27 protein-coding genes and 6 tRNA genes are annotated in these 24,833 nt (G+C 42.5%); 14 read left to right on the forward strand and 19 right to left on the reverse strand.

Features of this window, described 5'->3' with window-relative positions; translation table 11 throughout:
• Nucleotides 1-3: 3 nt before the first annotated feature.
• From LRM45_RS01530 to LRM45_RS01540, 3 genes are all read right to left on the reverse strand, one after another.
• A complete protein-coding gene (locus LRM45_RS01530; RefSeq protein WP_129634551.1) occupies nucleotides 4-981 on the reverse strand; it encodes a ribonucleotide-diphosphate reductase subunit beta in 978 nt (325 codons plus the stop codon).
• Between the two features lie 13 nt (nucleotides 982-994).
• Nucleotides 995-3,397, reverse strand: coding sequence for a ribonucleoside-diphosphate reductase subunit alpha (locus LRM45_RS01535; protein ID WP_243826460.1), 2,403 nt, complete (start codon nucleotides 3,395-3,397; stop codon nucleotides 995-997).
• A 256-nt stretch (nucleotides 3,398-3,653) separates the two neighbouring features.
• Nucleotides 3,654-3,743: transfer RNA gene (locus LRM45_RS01540), tRNA-Ser, on the reverse strand.
• A gap of 78 nt (nucleotides 3,744-3,821) precedes the next feature.
• Here LRM45_RS01540 and LRM45_RS01545 point away from each other — a divergent pair.
• Both LRM45_RS01545 and LRM45_RS01550 read left to right on the forward strand, forming a co-directional pair.
• Nucleotides 3,822-4,616, forward strand: coding sequence for an ABC transporter ATP-binding protein (locus LRM45_RS01545; RefSeq protein ID WP_243826461.1), 795 nt, complete (start codon nucleotides 3,822-3,824; stop codon nucleotides 4,614-4,616).
• Nucleotides 4,613-5,824, forward strand: coding sequence for an ABC transporter permease (locus LRM45_RS01550; protein ID WP_243826462.1), 1,212 nt, complete (start codon nucleotides 4,613-4,615; stop codon nucleotides 5,822-5,824). Before LRM45_RS01545 ends, LRM45_RS01550 begins: the two co-directional genes overlap by 4 nt.
• A gap of 1 nt (nucleotide 5,825) precedes the next feature.
• Here LRM45_RS01550 and LRM45_RS01555 read toward each other — a convergent pair whose 3' ends face one another.
• Complete coding sequence (locus LRM45_RS01555; protein ID WP_129634532.1) at nucleotides 5,826-6,866, reverse strand: bifunctional phosphoglucose/phosphomannose isomerase; 1,041 nt, start codon at nucleotides 6,864-6,866, stop codon at nucleotides 5,826-5,828.
• A gap of 77 nt (nucleotides 6,867-6,943) precedes the next feature.
• On the opposite strand from LRM45_RS01555, the gene LRM45_RS01560 reads away from it, so the two are divergent.
• Nucleotides 6,944-7,459 (forward strand): hypothetical protein, encoded by a 516-nt coding sequence (locus LRM45_RS01560; RefSeq protein WP_243826463.1) that lies wholly within the window; start codon nucleotides 6,944-6,946, stop codon nucleotides 7,457-7,459.
• 61 nt (nucleotides 7,460-7,520) lie between these two features.
• On the opposite strand, the gene groL is transcribed toward LRM45_RS01560, so the two are convergent.
• The 3 genes from groL to LRM45_RS01575 all read right to left on the reverse strand — a co-directional run bounded on the left by groL (nucleotide 7,521) and on the right by LRM45_RS01575 (nucleotide 10,501).
• Nucleotides 7,521-9,164 carry a chaperonin GroEL gene (groL, locus tag LRM45_RS01565; RefSeq protein ID WP_243826464.1) on the reverse strand — a complete coding sequence of 548 codons (1,644 nt, stop codon included), beginning with the start codon at nucleotides 9,162-9,164 and terminating at the stop codon, nucleotides 7,521-7,523.
• Between the two features lie 16 nt (nucleotides 9,165-9,180).
• On the reverse strand, nucleotides 9,181-9,450 hold the full coding sequence (locus LRM45_RS01570; RefSeq protein WP_232272958.1) for a co-chaperone GroES: 270 nt from the start codon (nucleotides 9,448-9,450) through the stop codon (nucleotides 9,181-9,183).
• Between the two features lie 172 nt (nucleotides 9,451-9,622).
• The gene (locus LRM45_RS01575; RefSeq protein WP_243826465.1) at nucleotides 9,623-10,501 is read right to left on the reverse strand and encodes a hypothetical protein; all 879 of its coding nucleotides are present in this window, start codon (nucleotides 10,499-10,501) and stop codon (nucleotides 9,623-9,625) included.
• Between the two features lie 88 nt (nucleotides 10,502-10,589).
• Between LRM45_RS01575 and LRM45_RS01580 the strand changes: the two genes are divergently transcribed.
• The gene (locus LRM45_RS01580) at nucleotides 10,590-11,879 is read left to right on the forward strand and encodes a UDP-N-acetylmuramoyl-tripeptide--D-alanyl-D-alanine ligase (RefSeq protein WP_243826466.1); all 1,290 of its coding nucleotides are present in this window, start codon (nucleotides 10,590-10,592) and stop codon (nucleotides 11,877-11,879) included.
• Here LRM45_RS01580 and LRM45_RS01585 read toward each other — a convergent pair.
• Entirely contained in the window at nucleotides 11,836-13,161 is a 1,326-nt protein-coding gene (locus LRM45_RS01585) for a UDP-N-acetylmuramoyl-L-alanyl-D-glutamate--2,6-diaminopimelate ligase (protein WP_243826467.1), read from the reverse strand. The two genes, LRM45_RS01580 and LRM45_RS01585, sit on opposite strands and share 44 nt — an antisense overlap.
• Before the next feature lie 32 nt (nucleotides 13,162-13,193).
• On the opposite strand from LRM45_RS01585, the gene tsaD reads away from it, so the two are divergent.
• The 3 genes from tsaD to LRM45_RS01600 all read left to right on the forward strand — a co-directional run bounded on the left by tsaD (nucleotide 13,194) and on the right by LRM45_RS01600 (nucleotide 17,927).
• A complete protein-coding gene (gene tsaD, locus LRM45_RS01590) occupies nucleotides 13,194-14,264 on the forward strand; it encodes a tRNA (adenosine(37)-N6)-threonylcarbamoyltransferase complex transferase subunit TsaD (RefSeq protein ID WP_243826468.1) in 1,071 nt (356 codons plus the stop codon).
• Nucleotides 14,265-14,282: 18 nt separating this feature from the next.
• Complete coding sequence (locus tag LRM45_RS01595) at nucleotides 14,283-15,209, forward strand: lipid II:glycine glycyltransferase FemX (protein WP_243826469.1); 927 nt, start codon at nucleotides 14,283-14,285, stop codon at nucleotides 15,207-15,209.
• Between the two features lie 162 nt (nucleotides 15,210-15,371).
• Nucleotides 15,372-17,927: a valine--tRNA ligase gene (locus LRM45_RS01600; RefSeq protein WP_243826470.1), complete on the forward strand. Its 2,556-nt coding sequence runs from the start codon at nucleotides 15,372-15,374 to the stop codon at nucleotides 17,925-17,927.
• Between the two features lies 1 nt (nucleotide 17,928).
• Here the strand turns inward: LRM45_RS01600 and LRM45_RS01605 are convergent, their stop codons facing one another.
• The 4 genes from LRM45_RS01605 to LRM45_RS01620 all read right to left on the reverse strand — a co-directional run bounded on the left by LRM45_RS01605 (nucleotide 17,929) and on the right by LRM45_RS01620 (nucleotide 19,062).
• On the reverse strand, nucleotides 17,929-18,270 hold the full coding sequence (locus tag LRM45_RS01605; RefSeq protein WP_243826471.1) for a hypothetical protein: 342 nt from the start codon (nucleotides 18,268-18,270) through the stop codon (nucleotides 17,929-17,931).
• Between the two features lie 156 nt (nucleotides 18,271-18,426).
• Nucleotides 18,427-18,834 (reverse strand): PH domain-containing protein, encoded by a 408-nt coding sequence (locus tag LRM45_RS01610; RefSeq protein WP_243826472.1) that lies wholly within the window; start codon nucleotides 18,832-18,834, stop codon nucleotides 18,427-18,429.
• A 28-nt stretch (nucleotides 18,835-18,862) separates the two neighbouring features.
• Nucleotides 18,863-18,952: transfer RNA gene (locus LRM45_RS01615), tRNA-Ser, on the reverse strand.
• A 17-nt stretch (nucleotides 18,953-18,969) separates the two neighbouring features.
• Nucleotides 18,970-19,062: transfer RNA gene (locus LRM45_RS01620), tRNA-Ser, on the reverse strand.
• A gap of 72 nt (nucleotides 19,063-19,134) precedes the next feature.
• On the opposite strand from LRM45_RS01620, the gene LRM45_RS01625 reads away from it, so the two are divergent.
• From LRM45_RS01625 to LRM45_RS01645, 5 genes are all read left to right on the forward strand, one after another.
• Entirely contained in the window at nucleotides 19,135-19,542 is a 408-nt protein-coding gene (locus LRM45_RS01625) for a hypothetical protein (protein ID WP_243826473.1), read from the forward strand.
• A 35-nt stretch (nucleotides 19,543-19,577) separates the two neighbouring features.
• On the forward strand, nucleotides 19,578-20,096 hold the full coding sequence (locus LRM45_RS01630) for a hypothetical protein (RefSeq protein ID WP_243826474.1): 519 nt from the start codon (nucleotides 19,578-19,580) through the stop codon (nucleotides 20,094-20,096).
• Between the two features lie 101 nt (nucleotides 20,097-20,197).
• A tRNA-Arg gene (locus tag LRM45_RS01635) sits at nucleotides 20,198-20,274 on the forward strand.
• A gap of 12 nt (nucleotides 20,275-20,286) precedes the next feature.
• A tRNA-Ser gene (locus LRM45_RS01640) sits at nucleotides 20,287-20,374 on the forward strand.
• A gap of 8 nt (nucleotides 20,375-20,382) precedes the next feature.
• A complete protein-coding gene (locus LRM45_RS01645; protein ID WP_243826475.1) occupies nucleotides 20,383-20,835 on the forward strand; it encodes a 23S rRNA (pseudouridine(1915)-N(3))-methyltransferase RlmH in 453 nt (150 codons plus the stop codon).
• On the opposite strand, the gene LRM45_RS01650 is transcribed toward LRM45_RS01645, so the two are convergent.
• Nucleotides 20,830-21,408, reverse strand: a complete 579-nt coding sequence (locus LRM45_RS01650) for a ComF family protein (protein WP_243826476.1) — start codon at nucleotides 21,406-21,408, stop codon at nucleotides 20,830-20,832. The genes LRM45_RS01645 and LRM45_RS01650 overlap by 6 nt on opposite strands.
• A 200-nt stretch (nucleotides 21,409-21,608) precedes the next feature.
• Here LRM45_RS01650 and LRM45_RS01655 point away from each other — a divergent pair, with 200 nt between their 5' ends.
• Nucleotides 21,609-22,103 (forward strand): Hsp20/alpha crystallin family protein, encoded by a 495-nt coding sequence (locus LRM45_RS01655; RefSeq protein WP_146423247.1) that lies wholly within the window; start codon nucleotides 21,609-21,611, stop codon nucleotides 22,101-22,103.
• A gap of 101 nt (nucleotides 22,104-22,204) precedes the next feature.
• Here LRM45_RS01655 and LRM45_RS01660 read toward each other — a convergent pair whose 3' ends face one another.
• The 6 genes from LRM45_RS01660 to LRM45_RS01685 all read right to left on the reverse strand — a co-directional run bounded on the left by LRM45_RS01660 (nucleotide 22,205) and on the right by LRM45_RS01685 (nucleotide 24,521).
• Entirely contained in the window at nucleotides 22,205-22,588 is a 384-nt protein-coding gene (locus LRM45_RS01660; protein WP_243826477.1) for a pilin, read from the reverse strand.
• A gap of 76 nt (nucleotides 22,589-22,664) precedes the next feature.
• Nucleotides 22,665-23,042 (reverse strand): hypothetical protein, encoded by a 378-nt coding sequence (locus LRM45_RS01665; RefSeq protein ID WP_243826478.1) that lies wholly within the window; start codon nucleotides 23,040-23,042, stop codon nucleotides 22,665-22,667.
• Between the two features lie 8 nt (nucleotides 23,043-23,050).
• Nucleotides 23,051-23,431: a hypothetical protein gene (locus LRM45_RS01670; RefSeq protein ID WP_243826479.1), complete on the reverse strand. Its 381-nt coding sequence runs from the start codon at nucleotides 23,429-23,431 to the stop codon at nucleotides 23,051-23,053.
• A 1-nt stretch (nucleotide 23,432) separates the two neighbouring features.
• Nucleotides 23,433-23,708, reverse strand: a complete 276-nt coding sequence (locus LRM45_RS01675; RefSeq protein ID WP_178143086.1) for a hypothetical protein — start codon at nucleotides 23,706-23,708, stop codon at nucleotides 23,433-23,435.
• Between the two features lie 10 nt (nucleotides 23,709-23,718).
• Nucleotides 23,719-24,147: a pilin gene (locus LRM45_RS01680; protein ID WP_243826480.1), complete on the reverse strand. Its 429-nt coding sequence runs from the start codon at nucleotides 24,145-24,147 to the stop codon at nucleotides 23,719-23,721.
• A complete protein-coding gene (locus tag LRM45_RS01685) occupies nucleotides 24,147-24,521 on the reverse strand; it encodes a hypothetical protein (protein WP_178143084.1) in 375 nt (124 codons plus the stop codon). The genes LRM45_RS01680 and LRM45_RS01685 overlap by 1 nt, the downstream gene beginning before the upstream one ends.
• Before the next feature lie 103 nt (nucleotides 24,522-24,624).
• Between LRM45_RS01685 and LRM45_RS01690 the strand changes: the two genes are divergently transcribed.
• Nucleotides 24,625-24,702, forward strand: a tRNA-Asp gene (locus LRM45_RS01690).
• Nucleotides 24,703-24,833 lie beyond the last annotated feature (131 nt).

A 24,833-nucleotide genomic window follows, 5' to 3' on the forward strand; every position in this document is an offset into this window, starting at 1 on the left:
CCATTACTTCGTGGTATTAACTTCGTAACTAGTGTTTGTGCTTTCAAAGAAATTCACCAATTCCAGCGTATCATTGGCAGCTGCCATCCATTTGGCTGGATTTGGCACGTTATATTCAGGTTCAAAACCTAATTCTTGCAAGCGTCGGTCGGTCATATGCATAACATACTGATTGACATAATCAGCATTCAATCCCAAAATTCCCTTTGGTAGCATATCCTTATTGTAAGCCTTCTCAAGTTCTACCGCTTGCAAAATCAAGTTGCGAATTTCCTCTGCGAATTCCTGCGTTTGCAATTCTGGATTTTCGTCCAAAATTGTCAAAAGTAGATTGATACCAAACGTCAAGTGAAGATTTTCATCGCGAGTAATCCAGTCCAGCAGTGAGCCAACATTGCGCAATAAATTACGCTGACGGAAACTCATACCAACCATAAAACCTGAATAGAACCAAATTCCCTCAAGCACAATGTTATATGCCACCAAAGACCTAACAAAGTCCTTCTTACCTTCCAGCGAATAAATATCCAAATTCGGATCAAGCATCACATCCAAATGTTTATTCTGGAAGTCAGCCTTATCAGCCAATGATTTTTTACCAAATCCCGCAGCATAAATTTCCTCGCGATCAAACGGAAATGTCTCAATAATGTATTCAAATGTCATGAAGTGATTAGCTTCTTCCCACATCTGTTTTGATAAATATAGTTGAGCTTCCGCCGCGTTCACATATGGATAAATACCGAACGCCAACGATTTATTGATCAATAGCTCGTTTGGATTCAAATAGCTGATAACCGTTTTCAATGCGTGCTTTTCATCGTCTGACAATTTTTCAAAATCCGCCAGATCTTGGACTAATTGAACTTCGTTTGGAAACCACGTGTTAGCCACTGCTTGATTATAAAGATCATACGCCCAAGGGTAACGAATTGGGTGAAGTGACAATCCATCGCGTAATCCTGAACCTAAAATTCCCATCTTAATTTCCTCCTTATTTATTAATTTTCGCAAATCCAAATCCGCGCACTTTGCTATTTGTGCGGACTTTTTGTTCTGCAATTTTATCAACTGAAACCGTCGTCTGCTCCGACTGATGACGTGGCTTAACGTGCAGGTAATATGTTGTTTTCAAGCCACGCTTCCACGCTTCCGAATAAATCTTCACATATTCATCAATATCTCGCGTCTCAAGATACATATTTCGAGAAATTGCTTGATCAACCCACTTCTGAGCCCTAGCCGCCACCTCAATAAACGCGTACGGACTAAGCTGGAAACTTGTTTTATAAACATCCTTGATATTCTGAGGGATACCGTCAATATCTTGAATATCGCCTTGAGCTGCAAAAATCTCATCTTTCAAATTGTCCCACAATCCAAGTTTCTTCAAATCTCGAACTAAATTATGGTTCACTTCCAAAAACTTTCCGTTCAAAGTCGAGCGACTAAAGATCTGTGCAAATTGCGGATCAATTCCAGGAGTCGTTCCCGCCACGTGACCAATATTAGCCGTCGGCGCAATTGCCATAAGAGTCGCATTTCGCATTCCCTTCTTCACCTTCTTTCGCAAACCATCCCAGTCCAGTCGCGTCTTTTGGTCTATTTTCACCTTCACACCGCGATCTTTCGACAGCTTATCAACCGTATCAATCGGAAGGATTCCCTTGCTCCAACCGCTGCCCGCAAATGTTGGATAGCTGCCCAATTCTTTTGCCAAATCAGCCGATTGATCAATGGCGTGATAACTGATAAACTCTGTCAATTGATCAACCAAATCGTACGCTTCTTTTGATTCGTAGCAATAACCCAACTTCTCCAACACGTCAGAAAGACCCATAATCCCGAGGCCAATCGCTCGAGTTTGCTGATTCGAATGCATCGCTTCTGGAATTGGCGTTTGAGTGATGTCGCACAAATTATCCAATTGTCGCACTGCCGCACGAGCCGCTTCTTTCAATCTATCCCAATCCCAAGTCTTATCTTCACTGAGAAATGCCGACAAATTAATGCTCACCAAATTACACGTCGCAATATTATTTTTATCCTGCGGTAATGTAATTTCCGTACACAAGTTACTGAGGTGAATCGTACCCGTATTGTTATTCAATGCTCGCACGTTAATCGTGTCTTTCCAAGTCAGCCACGGATGTGATGTCGCCTGTAAGCTAGTCAAAATGCGCTTAAACTGCTGACGCGCCGAGATTTTATCAAACGTACGCAATTTTCCAGCTTCCGCCATCTTTATATATTCTTTATATCGCGCCGAAAACGCTTCACCATATAATTCTGTCAAATCTGGAGTTTCCGCTGGATCAAATAAATACCAATCTTGATCTTTTTCCACTCGCTTCATAAATTCGTCAGAGATAAATACCGCGGTATTCGCAAATCTGGTTCTTAGATATGGGTCACCAGAGTTTTGGCGAAGGTCAACAAATTGATCAAAATTCAGGTGCCAGTTTTCCATGTAAATTGCAGCCGCACCAGCCTTTTTACCCTTACGAGAAACCGCAAAAAGTGCCGTATCAATCATCTTCATAAATGGAATTGGGCCAGTCGATTCAGTATTGGTGGTTTTAACTGGACTGCCAGCTGCGCGTAGCTTTGTAAAACCAATGCCAATTCCGCCCGTGCCTTTAGCAATCCACATTGTGTCGCGAACAGCCTTAGCAATTGACTCCATATCATCATCGACATTAAGCAAGAAACAGTTACTGAGCTGTGGGAAAGAACCGCCAGCATTAACTCGCGTTGATCCACCCGGGACATACTCCAAATTGCTCATGTGATTATAAAACTCAATCGCTGCAGTAGTCGGATCAGCCTCGTTGTAACTAAGCCCCATAGCAATTCGCATGTGTGTAAACTGAGGTGTTTCAATTGGTGAGCCGTTTTGCTTGCGAAGAGCGTAGCGGTTTTTATTGGTCACCACACCCAAATATTTACTCAAATCATCACGCGCTGGATCAAGTTCCGCCGCCAACTTTTTCAAGTCAAATCGACCGTCAGCCATGCGCTTATCCAGTAAACCCTCTTTCACCGCCGCTTTAACAAACTTCGGAAATTCGCGCGCATGAAGCTTTTTCAATTCTTCCGCCGTTTCATAATCGCCCAAAATTTGCTTATAGACAGTTTTCAGTAATAATCGTGCCGCGATTTTATCGTAATCTGGATCGTCTTTAACGTTTTGCAAAACTGTTTGAATGACAGCCTCGTCTAGCTGTTCGGTCGTAATTCCATCAAATAACGTCAATTGCAATTCGGTCGCCACTTGAACAACCTTAGAGATTTGGTCCGGCAAACCTTCGCACGCCTTTAAAATAGCCGCGTTAATTTTATTAGCATCAAACGGCTCTTTTGTTCCGTCGCGTTTGACTACGTTAATTTCTTTCACATACCCTCCTTAATTTCCCCTCTTAAAAACAAACCACCAACACCTCATCTGGTGGCTTATCTTTGTAGCTTGTGTTTTTGTTTATTTATGGGCTCGCTATATATATAGCGTACAATAATAACTATAGCCGCTATATCTAGTGTTTTGCAAGCTATTTAGTAAAAATTACAACCTATTTATTTCGTGATCAGATAGAAATGCTTTTCCAATTAAAAAATACCGACAATACTTAAATACTGCCGGTAAATAATCTTCTTGGCGGAAGGAGAGGGATTCGAACCCTCGAACAGATTGCTCCGTTACACGCGTTCCAGGCGTGCCAGTTCAACCACTCCTGCACCCTTCCTTGTTGATAATTATACCACAATTTTATTATCCCTTATGGTTGCACTTACTAACGCTCATTCTCTATAATGAGTCAAAGATGAAAGAAACTATTCCACCACGCATTAGGCTTATTAATGTCACAAAAAAATTTGGCTTTGGCGATGCTGAAATTCGCGCCTTAGATAACGTTGATTTAACCGTTAAAAAGGGCGAATTTATCGCTATTATGGGCCCCAGCGGCTGCGGAAAAACTACTTTATTAAACACACTTGGACTACTAGACCAGCCATCAGAGGGCGAATACTATCTGGACGATGTCGCTGTCGATAATCTTAGCTCGCGACGACGCGCCAAAATTCGCTCCAAACATATTGGCTTCGTTTTTCAGAATTTTAATCTTATTCCTCGTCTGACTGTAATTGAAAACGTAGCGTTGCCGCTAACGTATAAAGGACTTGGGAAAGTCAAACGACTCCAAGAAGCTAGCCGTATTCTGAAAACTTTTCATCTGGGACAGCGTGAATATTATATGCCACATCAATTATCTGGCGGTCAGGTTCAGCGCGTAGCAATTGCCAGAGCGTTGGTTAATAGTCCGTCAATTATCTTAGCCGACGAACCAACAGGAAATTTGGATAGTAAATCGAGTCATCTCATTATGGAAGAATTGTCAGACCTACACCGTCGCGGCAATACTATAATTATGGTTACTCACAACCCAGAACTGACCCACTACGCCAGTCGCGTCATCACCATGCTGGACGGAAAAATCGATACTGACGAGCATAAGGAAAAGCGCAAGTTCACTAAGAAATTAATTGTAGACGATGAAAAAGAAGAAAAACCTAAGAAGCAAAAATCTTCAAAGAAATCGAGGGCGAAAAAATCGTGAAAATATTAGTAAAAAATCATTTTGAGAACGCTACTCAGGCGCTGCGAGCTAATCGTGGACGAACATTTTTGACAATTGTAGGTGTAGCTATTGGTATCGCCAGCATCACCATGGTTCTATCTCTAACTGGCGGATTTAATCACCTATTCGGCGACAATTCTAACCAATCATCCACTCCTGTCGCCATTGTTAAGTCTGGCAATCAAAAAGCCATCCCGAATCTACTGACCGAATCCGACAACACAACGACAGTCAACACATTGACTGAAACGGACGCCAGGGATATAGAGAAAATTGCCAATACGAAAGCTGCGCCAATTGCTTTCCTACACGCCGAACTGCGCGCCCGCGAAGGTAAAGTCGATATCCAAAACGCCGCGTTAATCGGCAGTACGGAATCGCTAAAAGACGTCGCTAATTTGCAAATTGCTACTGGGCAATTTATTAACGACATCGGCGGGGTTGTCGTCGGTCAGCAATTGTCGGTCGATTTGTTTGGCACCGAAAGATCCATCGGAAATGTTATTTACATCCGAAATCAACCATTGACCGTTGTTGGCGTGTTGAAGAATATTGAAAATCAAGCCAATTATTTGGACGTGAATTTTAATAACGCCGCCATTATTCCATTGTCTGTGATTAAAAAATTCACCCAAGGAACGCCGCAGATTCAGCAAATCATCGTGACTACCAAAGATCATAAAAATCTCAATTCAGTCATAAAATCGGCTGACGATATTTTGAAGAAGAATCATGATAGCGATAAGAATTATCGAATCGTTTCTGGCGAAGAGATAAACGAAAAGAAATCTAACGTCGCGAAATTTCTCTCGATAATCTTAACTGTTATCGGCATTATTTCTCTGTTAATTGGTGGAATAGGCGTTATGAACGTGATGCTTGTCAATGTCGCCGAGCGCCAGCGTGAAGTTGGCGTCAGACGAGCCGTCGGCGCCACGGGCTGGGATATCATCAATCAATTCCTAATAGAGGCAGCGATCATCGGATTTCTCGGCGGAATATTGGGCTACGGCTTAGGCTTGGCGGGAGCTTATATTGCCAGCTTATATTTACCGCTCACGCCTTATATTTATTGGCAAACAGCCGTCTTATCAATTGGACTATCAATAATCATCGGCGTAATTTCTGGCGTATATCCAGCAGCCCGCGCCACCAGACGCGACCCAATCGAATCTCTACGATATTAAATTAACTAAGTTCCGCTTTCAATTTTTCAATCAACTGAACTGGACCAGGATTGACTCCATTAAGAATAGCTGTGTAAATACTAGCCGCGTCAGCCAGCACCAAACCCCACAGCAATTGCTCCATAAGCGTCTTCCCTCGAAGCTCCAACACGTGCGCCTTTGGTCGCTTGCCACTTAACAATCGGTCGCTAAGCTCCATTCGTTCGCGGATTCTGTCCCGCTCCAAATTGCTACGAATATCAAAAACCGTAAACGGCTTCTCTACAGGATGCGACGACCAGCCGATAAACTCGTTATGATTAAATTCTGGATATTGATTCGAGAACGCCAAATTCTTCGCCGATTCATTCCAGCTAATCTTCCACTTATACGCCAGCGGCCAAGTCAACTCACCGCCAAAAACAACCAGCGTCTTGCCAATTGTTAATTTCGCAATCTGCTTCGCCAAATTATCAGCTTCTGGCGTTTTAGCTGTCCAATTAGATATTTCGCCCGCCAACCAATCAGCGCTATTTTTCACCTGATCGTACAAATCATTATCAATCACCCAAAAATGTTGCAATAGTTTCAATAATCCTCGCAGATGGTAAACCGTCGACATTCGCGGCTGCGCGCCAGCTGGGACTTGGGCGTAAGTTACATTGTCATTTTTCGCTCGCTCAATCAATGCTCCGCCAGTCGACATAGCCGCCAAACACGCCTTCTTCTCCAGTGCTTGCTGATAGCAGCTCAGAGTTTCCTCGGTATTGCCCGAATGACTAACCGCAATAACCAACGTTTCCTCGCTCACGAACCCCGGCAAATCATAGCCCTTCACCACCTCCAACGGAATATGCAACCAGCCCGCGGTCAAAACTCGAACCATATCAGCCGCTAAAGCCGAACCGCCCATTCCCGCGATCACAATATTCTTAAAATCTCGACGCTGATTCGCACCTTCGTGGATCGACACTTCATATCGAGCTTGTTCTGGAATATTCAAAACTCCGCTTAAAACGTCGCCTGGATCATATTGTTTTATCACATTCATATCATCTAACATCTTGCGCTCCTTGATTAACTCATGTTATAGTGTAACATATATAAGCTTAAACAATTTAATATATAAGGTGGGTTATAATGGATTCTCAAGCTAATCAATCATTCAGTGACGACCAAGAACTGGCTAAGGTATTAGCTGGCGTATCACAAAATACAGACAATAATTTACAATTTGAAGAGACAAATGCTACAGCTTCACCTGTAATTAATCCTGCAACCATCTCACCGGATCCTGTCGCTGCAGATTCAGACGACAGTCAGAAGTCTGTCGAAGCTACAGTAGAATCTACTGCTCCAGAGCCAGTTACACTAACTCCAGTAGTCAGCACACCAGCTCCAGCTGCAGCCGCAGATCCTGCGCTTGATACAATTAAGCAAACTGCCTTGAACGAGTTGCGTCCATTAGTCGATAAGCTGGACGTTTCTCCAGAAGAAAAGTTTGACACTTATCTATTACTTCTTCGTTCTACGGACGACAAAACCTTAATCGCACCAGCACACGACGCTGCCGTAGCTATTGTCGACGAAGCTCGCCGCGCTCAGGCTCTACTGGACATCATTAAAGAAATCGACTACTTATCAAATCCTCGTTAAGTCATTTCTCCAAAATAAAAACCCGCCATTTTCGGCGGGATTTTTATTGCTCGGGGCAGATTTACATCATACCCATTCCCGGCATGCCGCCAGGAGCAGCTGCAACTTCAGCCTCTGGAATATCAACCACCAAAGCGCCCATAGTTGCCGCAGTTGATGCAATCGACACTGCATTTTGAACAGCCTCTTTAGTTACACGAGCTGGATCAATAACACCAGCCTTCTTCACGTCAATTAGACCATCTTCTGGCTTCATAACGTTAACGCCGAATCCAGGTTTGCCAGATTCAACTTGAGCAAGCAACGCGTCGGCATTCAAGCCAGCATTTCTCATAATCTGCAAGAATGGCTGCTTCAGAGCGTCTTTTAGGATTTGTCGACCGACCGACAAACTATCCGCGCCGCTAACTTTTAGATTACCAGCCAAATTAACCAAAGTTACGCCGCCACCAGCGACAATTCCCTCAGCCAAAGCCGCCTTAGTAGCCGCCACGGCGTCATCAACGCGGAATTTCTTCTCGTCAATTTCCGTTTCAGTCGCGCCACCAACTTTAATAACCGCAACCTTGCCAGACAATGCCGCAGCGCGCTTGTCGAATTGCTCTTTTTCATACTCACTTGAAGCATTTTCTGAAAGCGACTTAATCTCAGCAATTCGCTCCTTCACGCCTGAAGGCTTGCCCGCGCCTTCGATAATTGTCGTTTCGTCTTTACCAACAATCACCTTACGTGCCGAACCCAAAACTTCTAAGCCAGCGTTTTCGAATGTCAATCCGTGATCTTCAGAAATCACAGTCGCGCCAGTTAGCACAGCGATATCACGAAGTACATCTTTACGACGATCACCGAAACTTGGCGCCTTAACAGCTACGGTATTAAATACGCCCTTCAATTTGTTCAAGACCAAAATACTCAATGCTTCGCCTTCAACTTCATCAGCAATCAGAACAACGTCCTTTTTACCGCTTTGTGCCAATTTTTCCAACATTGGCAAGAATTCCTGTACACTAGAAATCTTCTTGTCGGTGATTAGGATTGCTGGCTTTTCATACACAGCTTCCTGGCGACCCGCGTCAGTAACAAAGAACGGACTTACCCAACCCTTGTCTAAGCTAAAGCCTTCGACAACTTCAGCTTCTAATTCCAAGCCTTGACCAGCCTCAACAGTAACCACGCCGTCTTTGCCAACTTTCTCGATTACGCCAGCAATCAACTTTCCAATTTCCGCATCACCCGCCGAAATCGTAGCGACTTCAGCCACGCGATCAGACTTGCCTTCAATCGACTCAGCCAACTTGTTCAATTCTTTAACAATTTCCGCGCCAGCTTGCTCGATGCCTTTCCTAAGTTCCATCGGATTATGTCCAGCCGCAATCAATCGATTCGCCTCTTTCAAAATCGAGTATGTCAACACCGTTACAGTCGTTGTGCCGTCGCCTGCTTGCTTGTTCAAATTCTTAGCGGCCTGCTTAATTAAATCTGCACCAACTTTATAACCTAGCGTTTCGTCATCATTTTCTGGCAATTCAATTCCTTCAGCCACTGTTACACCGTCATGAGTAACAGTTGGACCGCCAAAACCCTTCGCAATCACAACATTGCGACCCTTTGGACCGTAAGTTACCTTAACTGCGTCGTATAGCGATTTAGCTCCGCCAAGCACGCGATTTCGCGCATCGTCATCATAAAAAACTTTTTTTGCCATAATTAAACTCCCCTTTTTATCCAACAACCGTTGCTAAAATATCTTCTTCGCGAACAACCAAATATTCCGTGCCGTCAATTTTCAAATCCGTAGTCGAATATTCCTTATAGACAATCCGATCACCGACTTTGACATTCTTCACATCGCCGCCAACCGCTTTAACTTCCGCAACTACTGGCTTTTCTTTAGCGTTATCAGGCAAGTAAATTCCGCTCGCTGTCTGAGTCTTTGCTTCTTCACGCACCGCTACAACACGGTCGCCAAGAGGCTTAATAGGTGTACTCACGTTATCCTCCATTTCGTTAACAACGTATCTATTGTAACGCACCAATTTAGCACTCGTCAAGTGTGAGTGCTAATTATCTCCTGCGCCTCGACTTTCTAGATTTTTTACAACGGTCGTGGTAATATTCACACAGAAGTAGGTAGCGCCACCCGTATTGGATGGGAAAGCGGACCTACTTCTTTTTATGACAACTGACTTCTTTCCTAACTATTTTTTCAAGTTCTGTCTCATAAAATGAACGCACCCTTTTAACGGCTTTATTGCTCGGCATTAAATTATCTTCATAAAAACCAAAGTCACCCCGTCTATGATCGAAACCAGACCAAATAGCGCGATATCCCTCATCACGGTCGCTATTATTAGCATTCCGCGCAGAGTCTGGCGTTGATTTTATATCAAGACCAATTATATGTTCGCCACCATAATTATCCTTATACTCAACTATAAGATCTCTTCCAGCAAGATCATCGTCAATGCCAGTCGTATGAACAGCCCGCACTCCCTTAGTTTTCCTTAAAGCTATTTCAGCAGCGATTTCGTGACGCATACCATTGATCACATGAGCTAAGAATTTATATGCATTTTCAATTTCTTCATCGCCATAGCCAAGACAATCCATAGCGCCTTGAACATCCGATATAAGTTCTGATTTGCGATTATATCGCCCTTCGCTAATTATGTCTCGTACAACCTTATTAAAAGCTACAACTGTCTCTTTTTCTCTTATCTTATTATTGCGCTCATAAAACACCCCATTCCTATAAGATTCAAGTTTTTCTTCCGCGCAAATCCAATAAGGCATCCTTTGTATCAACTCTAGTATTTTATATTCCGGTGCTTTATCCGTGTCACCGCTCTCTTTCAAAATATCATCCGCAACACCTGACGCAACATATCTATCCACTAATCGATATGAACTTTCCGGATTAAACTCTCTGGTTGCAGCTCGCCCTATTCCTAATACAATTCTACGCAGTCTTTCTTGATATTCGGAAGATTCAACAATCCCCCAAGCAATCTCAGCTACTCCTGATCCTCTAGCAATCTCCATACAATGGTTGCTATAATACCATAAAATCATTAAAGAGGCAACCTCACGCCCTTCTCCCTACTATTCCTCAATCTGTTATAATAACTCCATGCAATTATTCAAACGTCTCTTAGAAAAAATTCTCGGTTCTTTTGTAAAAAAATATCTTAAATCTCATCCTGACACCAAACTGATTGCCGTAGTCGGCAGCGTTGGTAAAACTAGCGTAAAATCAGCAACCGCCACTGTTCTATCAGAAAAATTCACCGTGCGCCATAGTCGTGGCAATTTGAACACAACCTTAAGTGCGCCGCTGGAAATCTTAGGCGTAGACGGACCAAAAAACGCCAAATCTCCCCTAGCCTGGCTGAAAGTCTTCTCCGCGGCACACGCCAGCATAAAAAACCCCGAATCGCCAGATATAATCATTCAAGAATGCGGTATTGATTGCCCTGGTGAAATGGCTACTTTTATGCGCTATATCCAGCCCGACATTGCCATAATTACCTCTGTTGCTCCTGAACATATGGAGTTTTTCAAAAATATGGATACGGTAGCTCATGAGGAATTGTCCATTAGTCAAGTCGCTAAAAAAACCATCTTCAACCTTCACGATATCGATAAAAAATATCATAATCTCATAGTTGGAAATCGCATAAGTTACGGTGACGAATCCGCCGACGTTTTCCTGGAAATTAAAAAGACTACAGATACTGGTTGTATTGTCAATTTAAGACGCCCCGAAGAAACTTCTCAGAATATAAATATTTCTGTATTGGGCAAGCACAACATCCGCTCAATCACTGGCGCGGCAGCAGCAGGATTGGCCTGTAATATGAGTATTGAAGAAGTTGCGGCGGCTTTAACAAAAATCAAACCAGTTTCAGGTAGAATGAATATTTTACGCGGCATACGCGGCTGCACATTGCTAGACGACACTTACAATGCCAGCCCTATTGCCATGGAAAATTCACTAAAAACGCTCTATTCTATCTCTGCCAATCATAAAATTGCCGTATTGGGCGATATGAATGAATTGGGCGAAACATCCGAATCGGAGCATAAAAAAATCGGTGAAATTTGCGACCCAAGCCAATTAGAGCTGCTTATTACTGTTGGTAAAATGTCAAAAAAACACCTCGCACCAATTGCTGAAAAAAATGGCTGTAAAGTAATTTCTTTTGACACGGCGCTTGAAGCTGGAGAATTCCTGAAAAATAGCGACATTAAAGATACGACAATTCTGTTCAAAGGTTCGCAGGGCGGCATTTACCTTGAAGACGCCGTGAAAGAATTGCTGCTCGACCCAAGCGATGCAGAAAAATTAGTTCGCCAATCACAAAGCTGGAAACAGATTAAAGCGAAATTTTACGACTCTTTTTCTCAATCTCAGAAATAATTTCCTGAACGACCTTCTTGTCGTTCCACGGAATTCGCTTGCCATTCACAATTCGGTACTGCTCATGACCCATGCCCGTAATCAGAACCGTATCACCACGAACAGCCGACCTCAGAGCTTGATAAATCGCCTGTTTTCGATCAGCAATTTCCGTCATCTTATGAGCTTTTTTCGTTCGCTCAATTCCCTGACGAATCATTGCCCGAATTTCATCTGGATTTTCATTATAGCTTTCCTCGTCAGTTAGGAAAATCCTATCTGCCAAATTAGCCGCCAGCTCGCCCATAATCGGACGCTTTGTCTTATCTCTATCGCCGCACGCACCAAACACCAAAGTTAATCGACCCTTGGTAATTTTATGAGTGGTTTTTAGCAATTTTTCCAACGCGTCTGGCGTGTGCGCATAATCCACAATAATATCAATTCCAAGCTTATTCTCTACTCGCTCGAATCGTCCAGGAATAGCCTCCAAGTTCGCCACGCCCTCTTGGATATCTTCTAACTTTATTCCCAGCAAATACGCCAACGACACCGCAGCCGACATATTCATCACGTTAAATTCACCAGGCAAATTAGTCGCCAACTCCAAATGAGTTTGATGGTCAATCAGTAAACTTGCCTCTGTTCCCTTTTTATACAACTTAACATGCGTTAAGTGAGCTTCAGCTTCCGGATTCGTCCCGTAAGTCATTTTCTCGCCAGAAGCCGTAAACTTGTCAAAATATTCAAACCACTCGTCATCACGATTCAGCACGATATATTTCGGCTTCTTCTCAAATAATTTAGCCTTAGCTGCCGCGTAAGCCTCCATCGTTTTATGATAGTCCAAATGGTCTTGAGTCAAATTAGTCATCACCGCCGCCTCAATTGGTACGCCGTCAAATTTATGCTGTGATAAAGCGTGACTTGTCGCCTCTAAAATCACATATTCCACGCCTTCACGCTGAGCTGTCTGGAAAAAGCTGAATAACCTCGCTACAGTCGGAACTGTCGCATTCAAATCATTTATCTTTTCCTGGCCAGCAATTTCAATCACCGCAGTCGTAAATAATGCAGTCTTAAAGCCAGCCTCTTTCAAGATCTCATTGATATAACAAGCGGTCGTAGTTTTCCCGTTCGTCCCTGTTACTGCAATAATTCTCAAGCCACGAGCTGGATTGCCATATCTTAGGCTAATCATCTTCGTGCGCGCAACTCTATAGGCATTTTCGGTTTTTTCCAAAGCTCCTTGAGGTAGCGTTTTTCTAGCAATTTTTACCAACTCGTTTTTCATAATACCCATTTTACCACTTATATTTGCTATAATAAAAACAAATGAGGATTTTGGGAATTGAATCCAGTTGCGATGAAACAGCGGCGTCAATAGTTGAAGATGGCGAACGCTTGCTTTCAAATGTCGTCAATTCACAAATTGATATTCATGCAGAATACGGCGGGGTTATTCCAGAAATTGCCGCTCGTAGTCATTTGGAAGTTGTAAATCCTGTCATTAAAAAAGCTTTGTCTGACGCAAATTGCACTTGGGATGATATTGACGCCATCGCCGTTACTTACGCGCCGGGGCTTATTGGTTCGCTATTAATCGGCACTCTCGCCGCTAGAACTCTCGCTATCATTCACAACAAGCCGCTCTTTAAGATTCATCACGTAGAAGCTCACGTGTACGCCAATTTTATCAATAAGCAATCCGACAATTTATCTCTAACATTGCCGAAACAACAGCCGTCATTCCCTATGCTTTCGTTGATTGTTTCAGGCGGACATTCACAACTTGTCCTATTTAAAAATCACGGTGATTATCAGCTTATTGGACAAACTCAAGACGACGCGGTTGGTGAAGCGTTTGATAAAGTTGCTAAAATCATCGGCTTGCCATATCCTGGCGGCCCAGCCATTGCTAAAGCCGCCGAACTTGGCGATCCACACGCGTTCCGCTTACCTATTGCCAAATTATCCGGCGAATACGATTTTTCCTTCTCTGGGCTTAAGACAGCCGTTTTGAGAGCCGTTCAGCACGAAGTCGGTAAAGACTTCACTTTTCCCTCTCATGAGCTTCCAGCGCTCGTAGATGACGAATTACGACGTAATATGGCAGCGAGTTTCCAATATACAGCCATAAAAACTCTCGTAAATAAAACCAAAAAGGCGTTTGACAATTTCCAGCCAGCCTCCGTCGTAATCGCTGGCGGAGTCGCAGCTAATCAAGAATTGCGCCGTCAATTACGCGAAGCCTTACCAATTGACATCGAATACGCCCCTATCCAACTCTGTACAGATAACGCCGCGATGATTGCCACTCTCGGTTATTTCAGATCTCAAATTGACGAGCCTACAGATCCATACGATATGGAAGTTCAGCCAAGCTTATCAATGACAGCAATATAACGTTGTGAGGATTACAACATGAATCAACATTTTCTACAATCATCATCCTGGGAAAAATTCCAACAATCGCTCGGTCGAAAAGTCTTTCACAACAGAGGTGAAGGATGGGAATATTTCGCAATACTAGAGCATGGCACGGGCAATTCTCGTTTATATTGCCCCTTCGGTCCAACCGCTGTTAACGAAGAAACATTACGATTAGCACTAAAAGACTTGGCAGAGCTCGGCAAAAAACTTGGCGTAACTTTCCTCAGAGTCGGACCAATTAAACCTACCTTTTCTAAGGTATTATCTGATGAGCATTGGAAGAAAGCCACTTACGTTCATTTACAGCCAGAACATACACACGTTGTCAATCTCCAGCAACCAGAGGAAGAGATTATAGCAAGCATGGCGCAACCCGTAAGAAATTGCTATAGAAATTATCACAAAAAAGGCGTAACAGTTCATCAATCTCAAAACCCAGACGATATCAAGTATTTTCTTGAACTAATCCATGAAGTCGCCAAACGAACCGGCATGTCGCCGCACCCAGATTCGTACTTTCATAAGCAAGCTGGTTCCCTGCTTCCATCCAAAGATGCTTCTTTTTGGTACGCAACATATGACAATAAAGTAATTGCTACTGCCCTATTTTTCGACTCAAAAACAACTCGGATTTACGCACATGCGGCAGCAAATTCTACACCAGAATATCGCAAGCTTAACGCTGGAACTGCCCTGCTCACCGAAGCGATAATCGATGCAAAACATCGTCAAATGGAGAAAGTCGATTTATACGGAATTGCTCCTGAAAACGCACCAAAAAATCACCCGTGGGCTGGCTTTACGAAGTTTAAGAGATCATTCGGCGGCGAAGATGTCTATTCTGGAGCGACTTGGGAGCTGCCACTGAAGCCGCTTCAATATTGGCTGTATCGAGCATATCAAACGATCAGAAAATAGCCTTAATTTCATCCATCGCACCACATAAATTTGTGGTATAATTAAGATGTAATATAAACATGTGGAGAAATTAGAGGATTACATATTTAAGGGCTTTTGCACGTGAAAAGCTACTTTGTTTTCTTTTGTCTTTTTTCACATGAAAAAACCATGGAATAACTTATGCAGCTAGCTAAACAATACATACCAAACGATTACGAACCAAATATTTACGCCCTCTGGGAAACCAGTGGTGCATTAGAGCCAACAGGGGTAGGTAAGCCATATTCAATCATTATGCCGCCGCCTAACGCCAACGGTAATTTGCATATCGGACATGCTCTTGATATGAATTTGAAGGATATTCTGATTCGTTATCACCGAATGAAGGGTGACGACGCCGTATTTATCCCAGGCGCCGACCACGCTGGGTTTGAAACTTGGGTTGTGTATGAAAGAGAATTGACGAAGCAAGGGAAGAGTCGCTTCGATTTTTCACGTGACCAATTGTATAGTCAAGTTTGGAATTTTGTACAAGAAAAACGTGGCAATATGGAGCTGCAATTGCGCGCGTTAGGTGTTAGTGCGTCATGGAAACATTTGACATTTACTCTGGACGACAAAGTTATCAACACCGTATACGACACATTTAAGAAAATGTGGGATGACAATTTGGTTTACAGGGGCGAGAGGATTGTTAATTACTGTACCAAACACCAAACCAGCTTTGCCGACATCGAGGTAGAACATAAGAACGAGAAAGGGAAGTTGTGGAAAATAGCTTACCCGACATTAGATAAAATTGGCGAGATTATCATTGCTACTACGCGACCAGAAACTATGCTCGGCGACGTTGCTGTGGCGGTTCATCCAGACGATGAGCGATACAAAAAATTGGTTGGAACTCGTATTTTACTGCCGATTGTTGATAAGGAAATTCCTATCATCGCGGACGAATATGTCGATATGAGCTACGGCACCGGTGCGGTTAAGATTACGCCAGCGCACGACCCGAACGACTTTGAAATTGCAAAACGTCATGATTTGCCTCTAGAATCAATTATCAGCCCAGAGGGGAAGATGATAAACGTGCCAGCGCAGTTCTTAGGACTAACACCAGTAGAAGCTCGCGCTCGAGTTTTGGAAGCGTTGGAGGCGCTAGAGCTACGCCGCGGTGAGACTGAAATTGAACACGCCGTTGGACATTGCTATAAGTGTGGCAGCGTAATTGAGCCAATGATTAAAGAGCAGTGGTTTATTAAAACACAATCACTCGCACAGCCAGCAATTGATGCGCTTAAAAAAGAAGAAATTACTTTTTATCCAGCATCCAAGCGCAAAGAACTCATCGCATATCTTGAGCAATTGAAAGACTGGAATATTTCACGACAGATTCCATGGGGAATACCAATTCCTGCGTTTGTAAATGAAAACGACCCTAAGGATTGGATATTCGACACTCGCACTAACGAGCAAAGTATTGTTGTAAATGGTACAACATATATCAGGGAAGAGGATACCTTTGATACTTGGTTCTCATCTGGTCAATGGCCATACATCGTAACGGATTACTTAACTGGCGGCGATTTAGCTAATTATTTCCCAACTGACATGATGGAAACTGGTATGGATATTATGCGCGCATGGGTTTCTCGAATGATCATGCTTAGCTTATACCGAACAGGGAAATTGCCGTTCAAAGAAGTTTATCTACACGGAATGGTTAATGACGAACATAACCAAAAAATGTCCAAGTCTAAGGGTAATGTTATCAATCCGATGGAATTGGTTGCGGAATTCGGATCTGACGCAACGCGCATGGGAGTTATCGCTGGGCGAGCGCCAGCTCAAAGCCAAGCCTTTAACCGCGGCTCTGTTATCGCTGCTCGTAACTTCTGCAATAAACTATGGAATATTGCCAGGTTTGTCGAGGCGCAAATTGGCGATAATCACCAAATTGTCGACTTAGAGCCACAAACTCCGGCTGATCACTGGATTATTCGTCAATTGAACGACGCTGCCAACAACATTGCCGTTAGAATAGAGCAATATCGCTTCTCAGAGGCATCAGAAACTGTTTATCACACCATCTGGGACGACGTGGCTGACTGGTACATTGAATCGTCTAAAACCGCGATCAATCGTCCATTATTATCCTGGGTTTTGGCGACTTCTTTGAAAATCGCTCATCCATTTGCGCCGTTTGTTACGGAAACGATTTGGCAAACACTCAATTACACCGACGGCATTTTGATGCGTGAAGCTTGGCCGACTCCAGAAAAGTTCGATCCGATTGCTGCCGAACAATTCGAGCAACTTAAACTCTTGGTCGCCGAAGGTCGCTGGGTGATTGCTGAACTGCCAGGGAATAAAAAATATCGATTATTATACGGCAACGACAGCCTTATCGCCGACAATCAAGACACAATTAAGCATCTGATGCGACTTGAGGCAATTGAACATACCGACCAACCGCGCGGACTGAGATTAGCGGCGGCAAACAGGGAAGCGTGGCTAGATATTGATAGCGAAACTCTGTATCAACATCAGGAAAATCTGGAAATGCGCCTAGCCGAAGCACGTCAGAAATTGGCGGGATTAAAGAAACGCCTGGAAAATCCGACTTACGTTGAGAAGGCTCCAGCTCACCTTGTCGAGGAAACTCGCGAGCAATTAGCCGAGCAAGAAAAAATCATTACTCGGCTTGTTTCGGAACTGGAAGTGATTAGCTTAAAATAGCCTAACTCGCACCTTCAAAATCAAGGTGATATCCATCAAAAGTATGTTGACCACGAGCGGCATACTTTTGGCGCAATCGCTTCTTATCGTTGTTACGAGGCGTAGTTCGCGGTCGCGCCGAACCTTCTTTCAACACATTTGACAATTGAGCGTGTTCTGGATGAGTATGAGGCTTTGTTTCTGGCATTTTTATTTCACCCTTAACATCACTTTGAACGCTATATGTTTTCCAAGATGACAAAAACGCTTTATCGACGTTGGTATCGTGCAGCAGCACACCAAACGCTACATTCAAACTGATAAACATAGTTGTAACGGTGAAAAACTGTTGTACTAAATTCATTTTTATTCTTTCTTTTTGTATCTATTTTTAGAATACTGATTATAATGCTAGCATAAGCTTTGTTTTTTGTCAAGTATATTTCCCTATATTAGCCTATGCGATCTAGACAAAAAATAAGCCTTAAAGAAGGCGACTACTGTTTATTTTTACAGCTTATTACGCTACTTTTATCTTATCGGCCTTCACATACCTCTGTTGAACAGCCCTACGGACACTTTCAGGATCTTCGACGTGCTTAAATAATATAGAATCAAGACCGTCTTTCATCTCTATGAAAACCGATCCGTAATTAAGATATTTACCTATGATAGACTGCTCTACTCTTACTGTTTTAATATCCTCATAAGGGATCTCTTTACTGTAAGTCTTAAGCGAACCAGTGACAAAAACCAAAAAAATCGGCTCAAACACCAATTTTGTATTTTTATAATTCAAGTAGTCGAGAATAGCCACAATACCACCGGTGAACATGGCCAACATAAATTTAAAAGATATGACATAATATATTAAAATAGCGGCAATACTCTGACGATATTCGACAACAGGCTCTGATTGACTATTCATATTAATCCACCTACCTTCTTAAAATACTTGGCGGAAGGGGAGGGATTCGAACCCTCGGTACGTTTTACCGCACGCCGGTTTTCAAGACCGGTACCTTCAACCACTCGGTCACCCTTCCGTACTATTTCTGAATTTTGGCGGAGGAGGGGGGATTCGAACCCCCGCTACAGATCTCTCCATACTAACGATTTAGCAAACCGTCCCCTTCAGCCACTTGGGTACTCCTCCAAATTCACTATTTAGTGTATCATAGAAGTGTAATTATTAATAGCTTTATCGCAAATAGGGTATAATAGAATTATGATAAAAGGATATATTTCTAAAATTATAATAGGATTACTTACAATCGGGTTTGGTGTAGCTTTAGTAACCGCTCCAGTTTCCGCGTTAGGTGAGGGCGGCGCGCCAGCCGGAATTAACGCAGCACGCGGTGACAATACACCATCCAACTTGGCTAATGGTGATTCATCAATCGTAAAGCGAGCCATCAACATTATGCTATTCGGTGTCGGCGTTTTAAGTGTCGTTATGTTAATCTTCGGTGGTTTCCGCTATGTAATCTCTGGCGGTAAAAAAGAATCTGTCACAAACGCAAAAAACACAATTTTATACGCGATTATCGGTCTATTAGTCGCGGTCTTTGCTTACGCGATTATTAACTTTATTCTTGGCGCAGCTCTAAGCGGCGGATCAACCACTAACGTTTAATTGTTCACTAATTCTCATCGTGATATACTAACGTCATGAATGATAGTCCAGAAAACCAAGACTTTGAAGCGCCATCATCTGACAGGATTGATTTAACCGAGCCAATAGCTTGGAACGCACCAGAAGGCGTGCAAGTTCAACGCGGTAAATTGTGGTACGTGTTTTTTGTCATTGTGTTGATAGGATTAATGGCTTTGGCAATTTTGGTGTTTAAGAACTGGACTTTCGCTGTTTTGTTGCCAATTATGGCTGTAGCCTTGTTTGTATTATCAAACAAAACCCCACAAGTAATAAACTACGCGATTAGCCCCAAAGGTATTTACATCGCCGATGTTTTACACGATTTTAGCGAATTTCGCGCATTTGGATTAATTCACGAAAACAACCAACATTCGATTCTATTATTACCGGTAAAGCGATTCTCACCAGGTTTGACTATTTACTTTTCCGAAGCAGAGGGCGAAAGAATCGTCGATATGCTCGGAGCGCGCCTACCAATGCAAGAAATTAAGCCAGACGCCTTAGAGAAGTTTATTCGACTGATAAAGCTATAGCTTGATTGACTATATTTTATGTGGTAGAATACAAAAGTTCAGTGCTTTATAGCAATGAAGGTACCTTATATTTTTATTATAGCCTTTTCAAAAGGCTGTATGCACCCGTAGCTCAGCTGGATAGAGCGCTGGCTTGCGGAGCCAGAGGTCGTAAGTTCGAATCTTGCCGGGTGTACCACATTAGCTTTATGGAGAGGTGCAGGAGTGGTTGAACTGGCCGCTCTCGAAAAGCGGTATGGGGCAACTCATCGAGGGTTCGAATCCCTCTCTCTCCGCCATAGATATTATGAAAATCACCATTATAACAATCGGAAAAAAGCACGAAGCCTGGGTTCAGCCAGGCATTTTTCGTTTTTTAGAACGTCTACGAGCGCCTTTTGCAGCAGAAATGATTATTCTACCGCATTCAAGCTTTGAGGGCGACAGGGCGCGCCAGGAAGAGTCTGAGCGTATTTTTTCACGCCTCAATTCGGACGACTTCGTTATTTTACTCGATGAGCGCGGTAAAAACTTATCATCGCCGGAATTGTCGAACCTAATAACCAAGCATATCGACAAGCACATTGTCTTCATCATCGGTGGTGCTTATGGAGTTACCGGCGATTTGCGCCAAAAATCCAACGTCGTCTGGTCGTTATCAAACTTAGTGTTTCCGCACCAATTAGTTCGTCTTATTTTAGCTGAGCAATTGTATCGCGCCCAAGAAATCCATCGCGGCAGTCATTATCATCACTCATAGCTTCGGGCGCCCGTGCCTGGCAATAACCGCAATTTCCACGTGTTTGGCGCCATTTTTCTTCAAACATTCCGCCGCCGCCAACACAGTTGAGCCAGTCGTAAATATATCATCAATAATGATATATCGCTTATTTTTATCAACTTTACCCGCAATTTCAAAAAACTCCTTTGCTTGACGTTTTCTCTGAGCGGAAGACTTTGTAAAATGTTGGGTGACGTTATTTCTGCGCCGGAGCAGGTAACAACACTCTATTTTTCTCCGTCGAGATAATTTAATAGCAATTTTTCGGATATGATCAAATCCACGACGCCGAATATTCTTAGAAATTGTAGGAATTGGTACGATTGCTGTATCTGACGGCAATTCAGGCAGAGCTTCGTCTAAGAATTCGCTTAGTAAATCAGCCGCCGCCTGAACGCGGTTAAACTTATAATCATCAATAATCTTTGCGACAACACCTGTACGTCGTGAAAAACACCAGATCATATCACAAGGAAGATTATGCTTTTTACATAAGTTGCCATTCTCCAATAAATCACCACATAGAACACACATATCATACTTCCGACTCATGATGTATTTTTTACAATTTAAGCATAAAATACCACCCGTTTTACCACACTTATAACAGTGGTGAGGAGCGATGATTGATAATAGCGTGTCAAACATTGTAATTTTTACGTTTTAAGCCTTTCTCTGTTGATTATAACGCACATTACAGTTATACTAATAAAGACTTTGTCAATGAGCCTATTATAAAAGTGGAGGAAATTATGGCCCGAAAGCAAGATGATACATTACTAACAGAACAGGAATTGGCTGCGGCGTTTATTGACGATGATAACGACGATCTGCTACCTGGTTTTGACGACGACAACAGTAGAAGCAACAGTACACCAACAACACGATCCGACGACAATTGGGAAGATGAAGCCGATGATGCGATGGGTCAATTGGCTGTTGACGTTTTTGAGACAGAAAATAACCTAGTTATCAAAGCTCGTACTGCCGGCGTAGATCGAAACGACCTAGACGTAAGCATTTCTGACGGTATCTTAACAATTAGCGGCACACTGTCTAGCGGTGACGAAGCAGATGTTCGCCAATGGCACATCCAAGAATGCTACTGGGGCGAATTCAGTCGTACATTAGCATTGCCAACCGCTGTAAATGAAGAAGGTGTTAAGGCAGAATTAAAAGATGGCGTTTTGACAATTACCTTTGAAAAGATAAAGCAAGAAAAAGCAAAGAAGATTCAAGTTCTGTAAAAACCATTTCACAGAAAATACCGTCACAAGTTGGCGGTATTTTTTTTAGCCACAAAAAAAAGAACCTCATCAGCGAGGCTCTTTTTTATCAATAGGGAAGATTATGATCCTGATGCAATCTTACCGATAACCATATTGACAATTGCGTATGCCAAGATTGCAACCACCAAACCGACAATTGCGTACAAAACTGTGTTCTTAGCTGCAGTAACCTTATTGCTATCACCGGCTGAAGTAGTGTAACGAATACCACCCCAGATAAGCATAATAACGCTTAATGCACCAACTGCAAATAAGAATATATTTACAAACTGCTTAACTAAAGATTCAGGGTCTGCGGCTACCTTATCAACACCCTCTCCTTGCGCGCTACTAACGCCGCCCTGTAGGGTGAAGTTTCCTTCAGCGCTTGCAACTGGGGCTACAGCCAAAGCAACAGTTGGTACTACCAGTAGTCCCGCCAAGATTAATTTTAATTTATTCATTGTTATTTTCTCCTTGTTTAATGATATTACTATTATACATTTTTATCTGTTATTTGTAAAACTAATTATGGATTTATTATAGTCGATTTGTAACCATATTGACAATTGCGTATGCCATAATAGCCACAATTAGTCCAACCACTGAATAGGTGAGCGTACTCTGAGCAGATTTTGTCTTTGAAGCGTCGCCAGCCGAAGTAATATAGCGAAGTCCGCTAAAAATAATCATAATAACAGATAAAATACCTACAGCCCAAAGCAAAACATTAACTACTGTTTTTATTAGACCGTCATCACCGTCAATACTTTTACCTTTCATTTCCGATGTTGTAGCCGTATCAATTCCTTTAGATACCTGAGCGGAAACACTGCCCGACAGGGAAGCGGTAGACAAAACCGATGCTCCAAACACCGCACATGTCATAATTGCTATTGATATTATTGATTTTTTCATATTTTCTCCTAATTAAACCTATTAAATACAAAATTAACAATTGCCGATGCGAATAACGATACAGCCAAACCGACTACCGCATATAAAACAGTATTCCTGGCTTTTGCCGCTTTCTGAGCGTCACCGCTGGAAAGTGCAAACATAATACCGCCAATAACTATCATAATAATCGAAATAGCACCAACGGCCGTAAGTAGAACTTCAACGATAGTTTTTATAATACCGTTCACTTGAGTTTCGCCGCTGCTCTTATTTTTACAATAGACAGAGTTTTCATTTCCATTTGAGCAAATATCAATACCGTTAGCTGCAGACACCGCCGGAGTAAACACGCCAAGGAGCCCAATCATTAGTATTCCAGCCGTCAGGATTTTTGTAAAAATCTTCATTTTAAACCTTTCCTATAATATAACCTGTTATAGCAATCGCACTAGCAATAATAACCAAACCAATAACTGAATATAGAATAGCATTCTTTGCGCTGGCAGTCTTAGCGGGATCGCCAGAGGATAGGGAATAGTTTATTCCAGCAATAATCACCACAATAACAGCTATAACACCAGCCACCCAGAGTGCCAAATTAACAAACTTCATAATATCTACATCGTTATTCTGTGGCACACCAAGATCATCTGCCTTTCCTAATAATCCAGCAAAAAATTCCATATATCTCATTTTATACCCCTATCTTTGATGATATAAAGTTAACCAACGCGACAGAAGCTAGGGCAATAACCAGACCGATCGCGGCACTCATGATAGTCTTTCGCCCATGAGCGGCCTTATCTGGAGCACCGTTACTGGTCATCATCAAGAACCCACCGTACATAATATATCCAACGGTCGTATAGCCAATAAGCTGCAGCAAATCATCAACGATATTAAGCGCGATTTTCCAAATATAGTTAGCTTGAGAATTAGTATCTGTACCTGGATTTTTAAGGGAACAGTCATCATTAGTTAAGCCGCTATACCATGGTTTTAATGTTAAAATCTTCCCCTTATTAGAACATGCATCGTCCGCAAAAGAAATGCCCGGGAAAGTTACGCTAGCCCCAAGCGACCCTATAATCATTAAAGACATTGCTATTATAATTTTCTTCATTAATCGAAAACTCCTCCTGGAATAATAAAGTTAGTAATTGCCACCATAAACGCAAACATTATTATCCCAATGACAGTATTCGTCCAGACTTCACGTGCTTTTTTTATCTTATCTGGACTACCCTCAGAAGTGGTATATAAGAATGCGCCATATATAACAGCACCAACCGCCGCGACCAAAACTCCAGCGGTTAAGATTTTAATAACCTGCTTGATTATATTGATAATTGCCGTACTACCCGTGCCGTCACAAGAAATAACAGAAGTTTCTGCGCCACCGCAACTGCCGACAGCTAAAGCTACTTTGGGTATAAAAACGCTTCCTGCGATTACCGTTGCGATAAATATACTGATTACAATATTTCTTTTTGCCATAAAATTTTCTCTTATACCTAAATTGTAAAATAGTCAAGCGAAAAAAGCAAACATTTTCCTTGAAAAGACAGAAGTAATCTGATAATATAAGGGATATTGATATGCGCTCGTAGTGAAGTTGGCCTATCACGCCTCCCTGTCACGGAGGAGATCGCCGGTTCGAATCCGGTCGAGCGCGCCACAGATATTTTTCACCCTGATAGGGTGTTTTTTTATGGAAAATATACCATTTTTATTGCATTTCTGTACAATTTATGTTATTATATAGCCAATTGGACTGGAAGGTCTAATAAGTTTTTATAATAAAATACC

This window comes from Candidatus Nanosynbacter sp. TM7-057, from assembly GCF_022828295.1.
Taxonomy (GTDB): Bacteria; Patescibacteriota; Saccharimonadia; order Saccharimonadales; family Saccharimonadaceae; genus Nanosynbacter.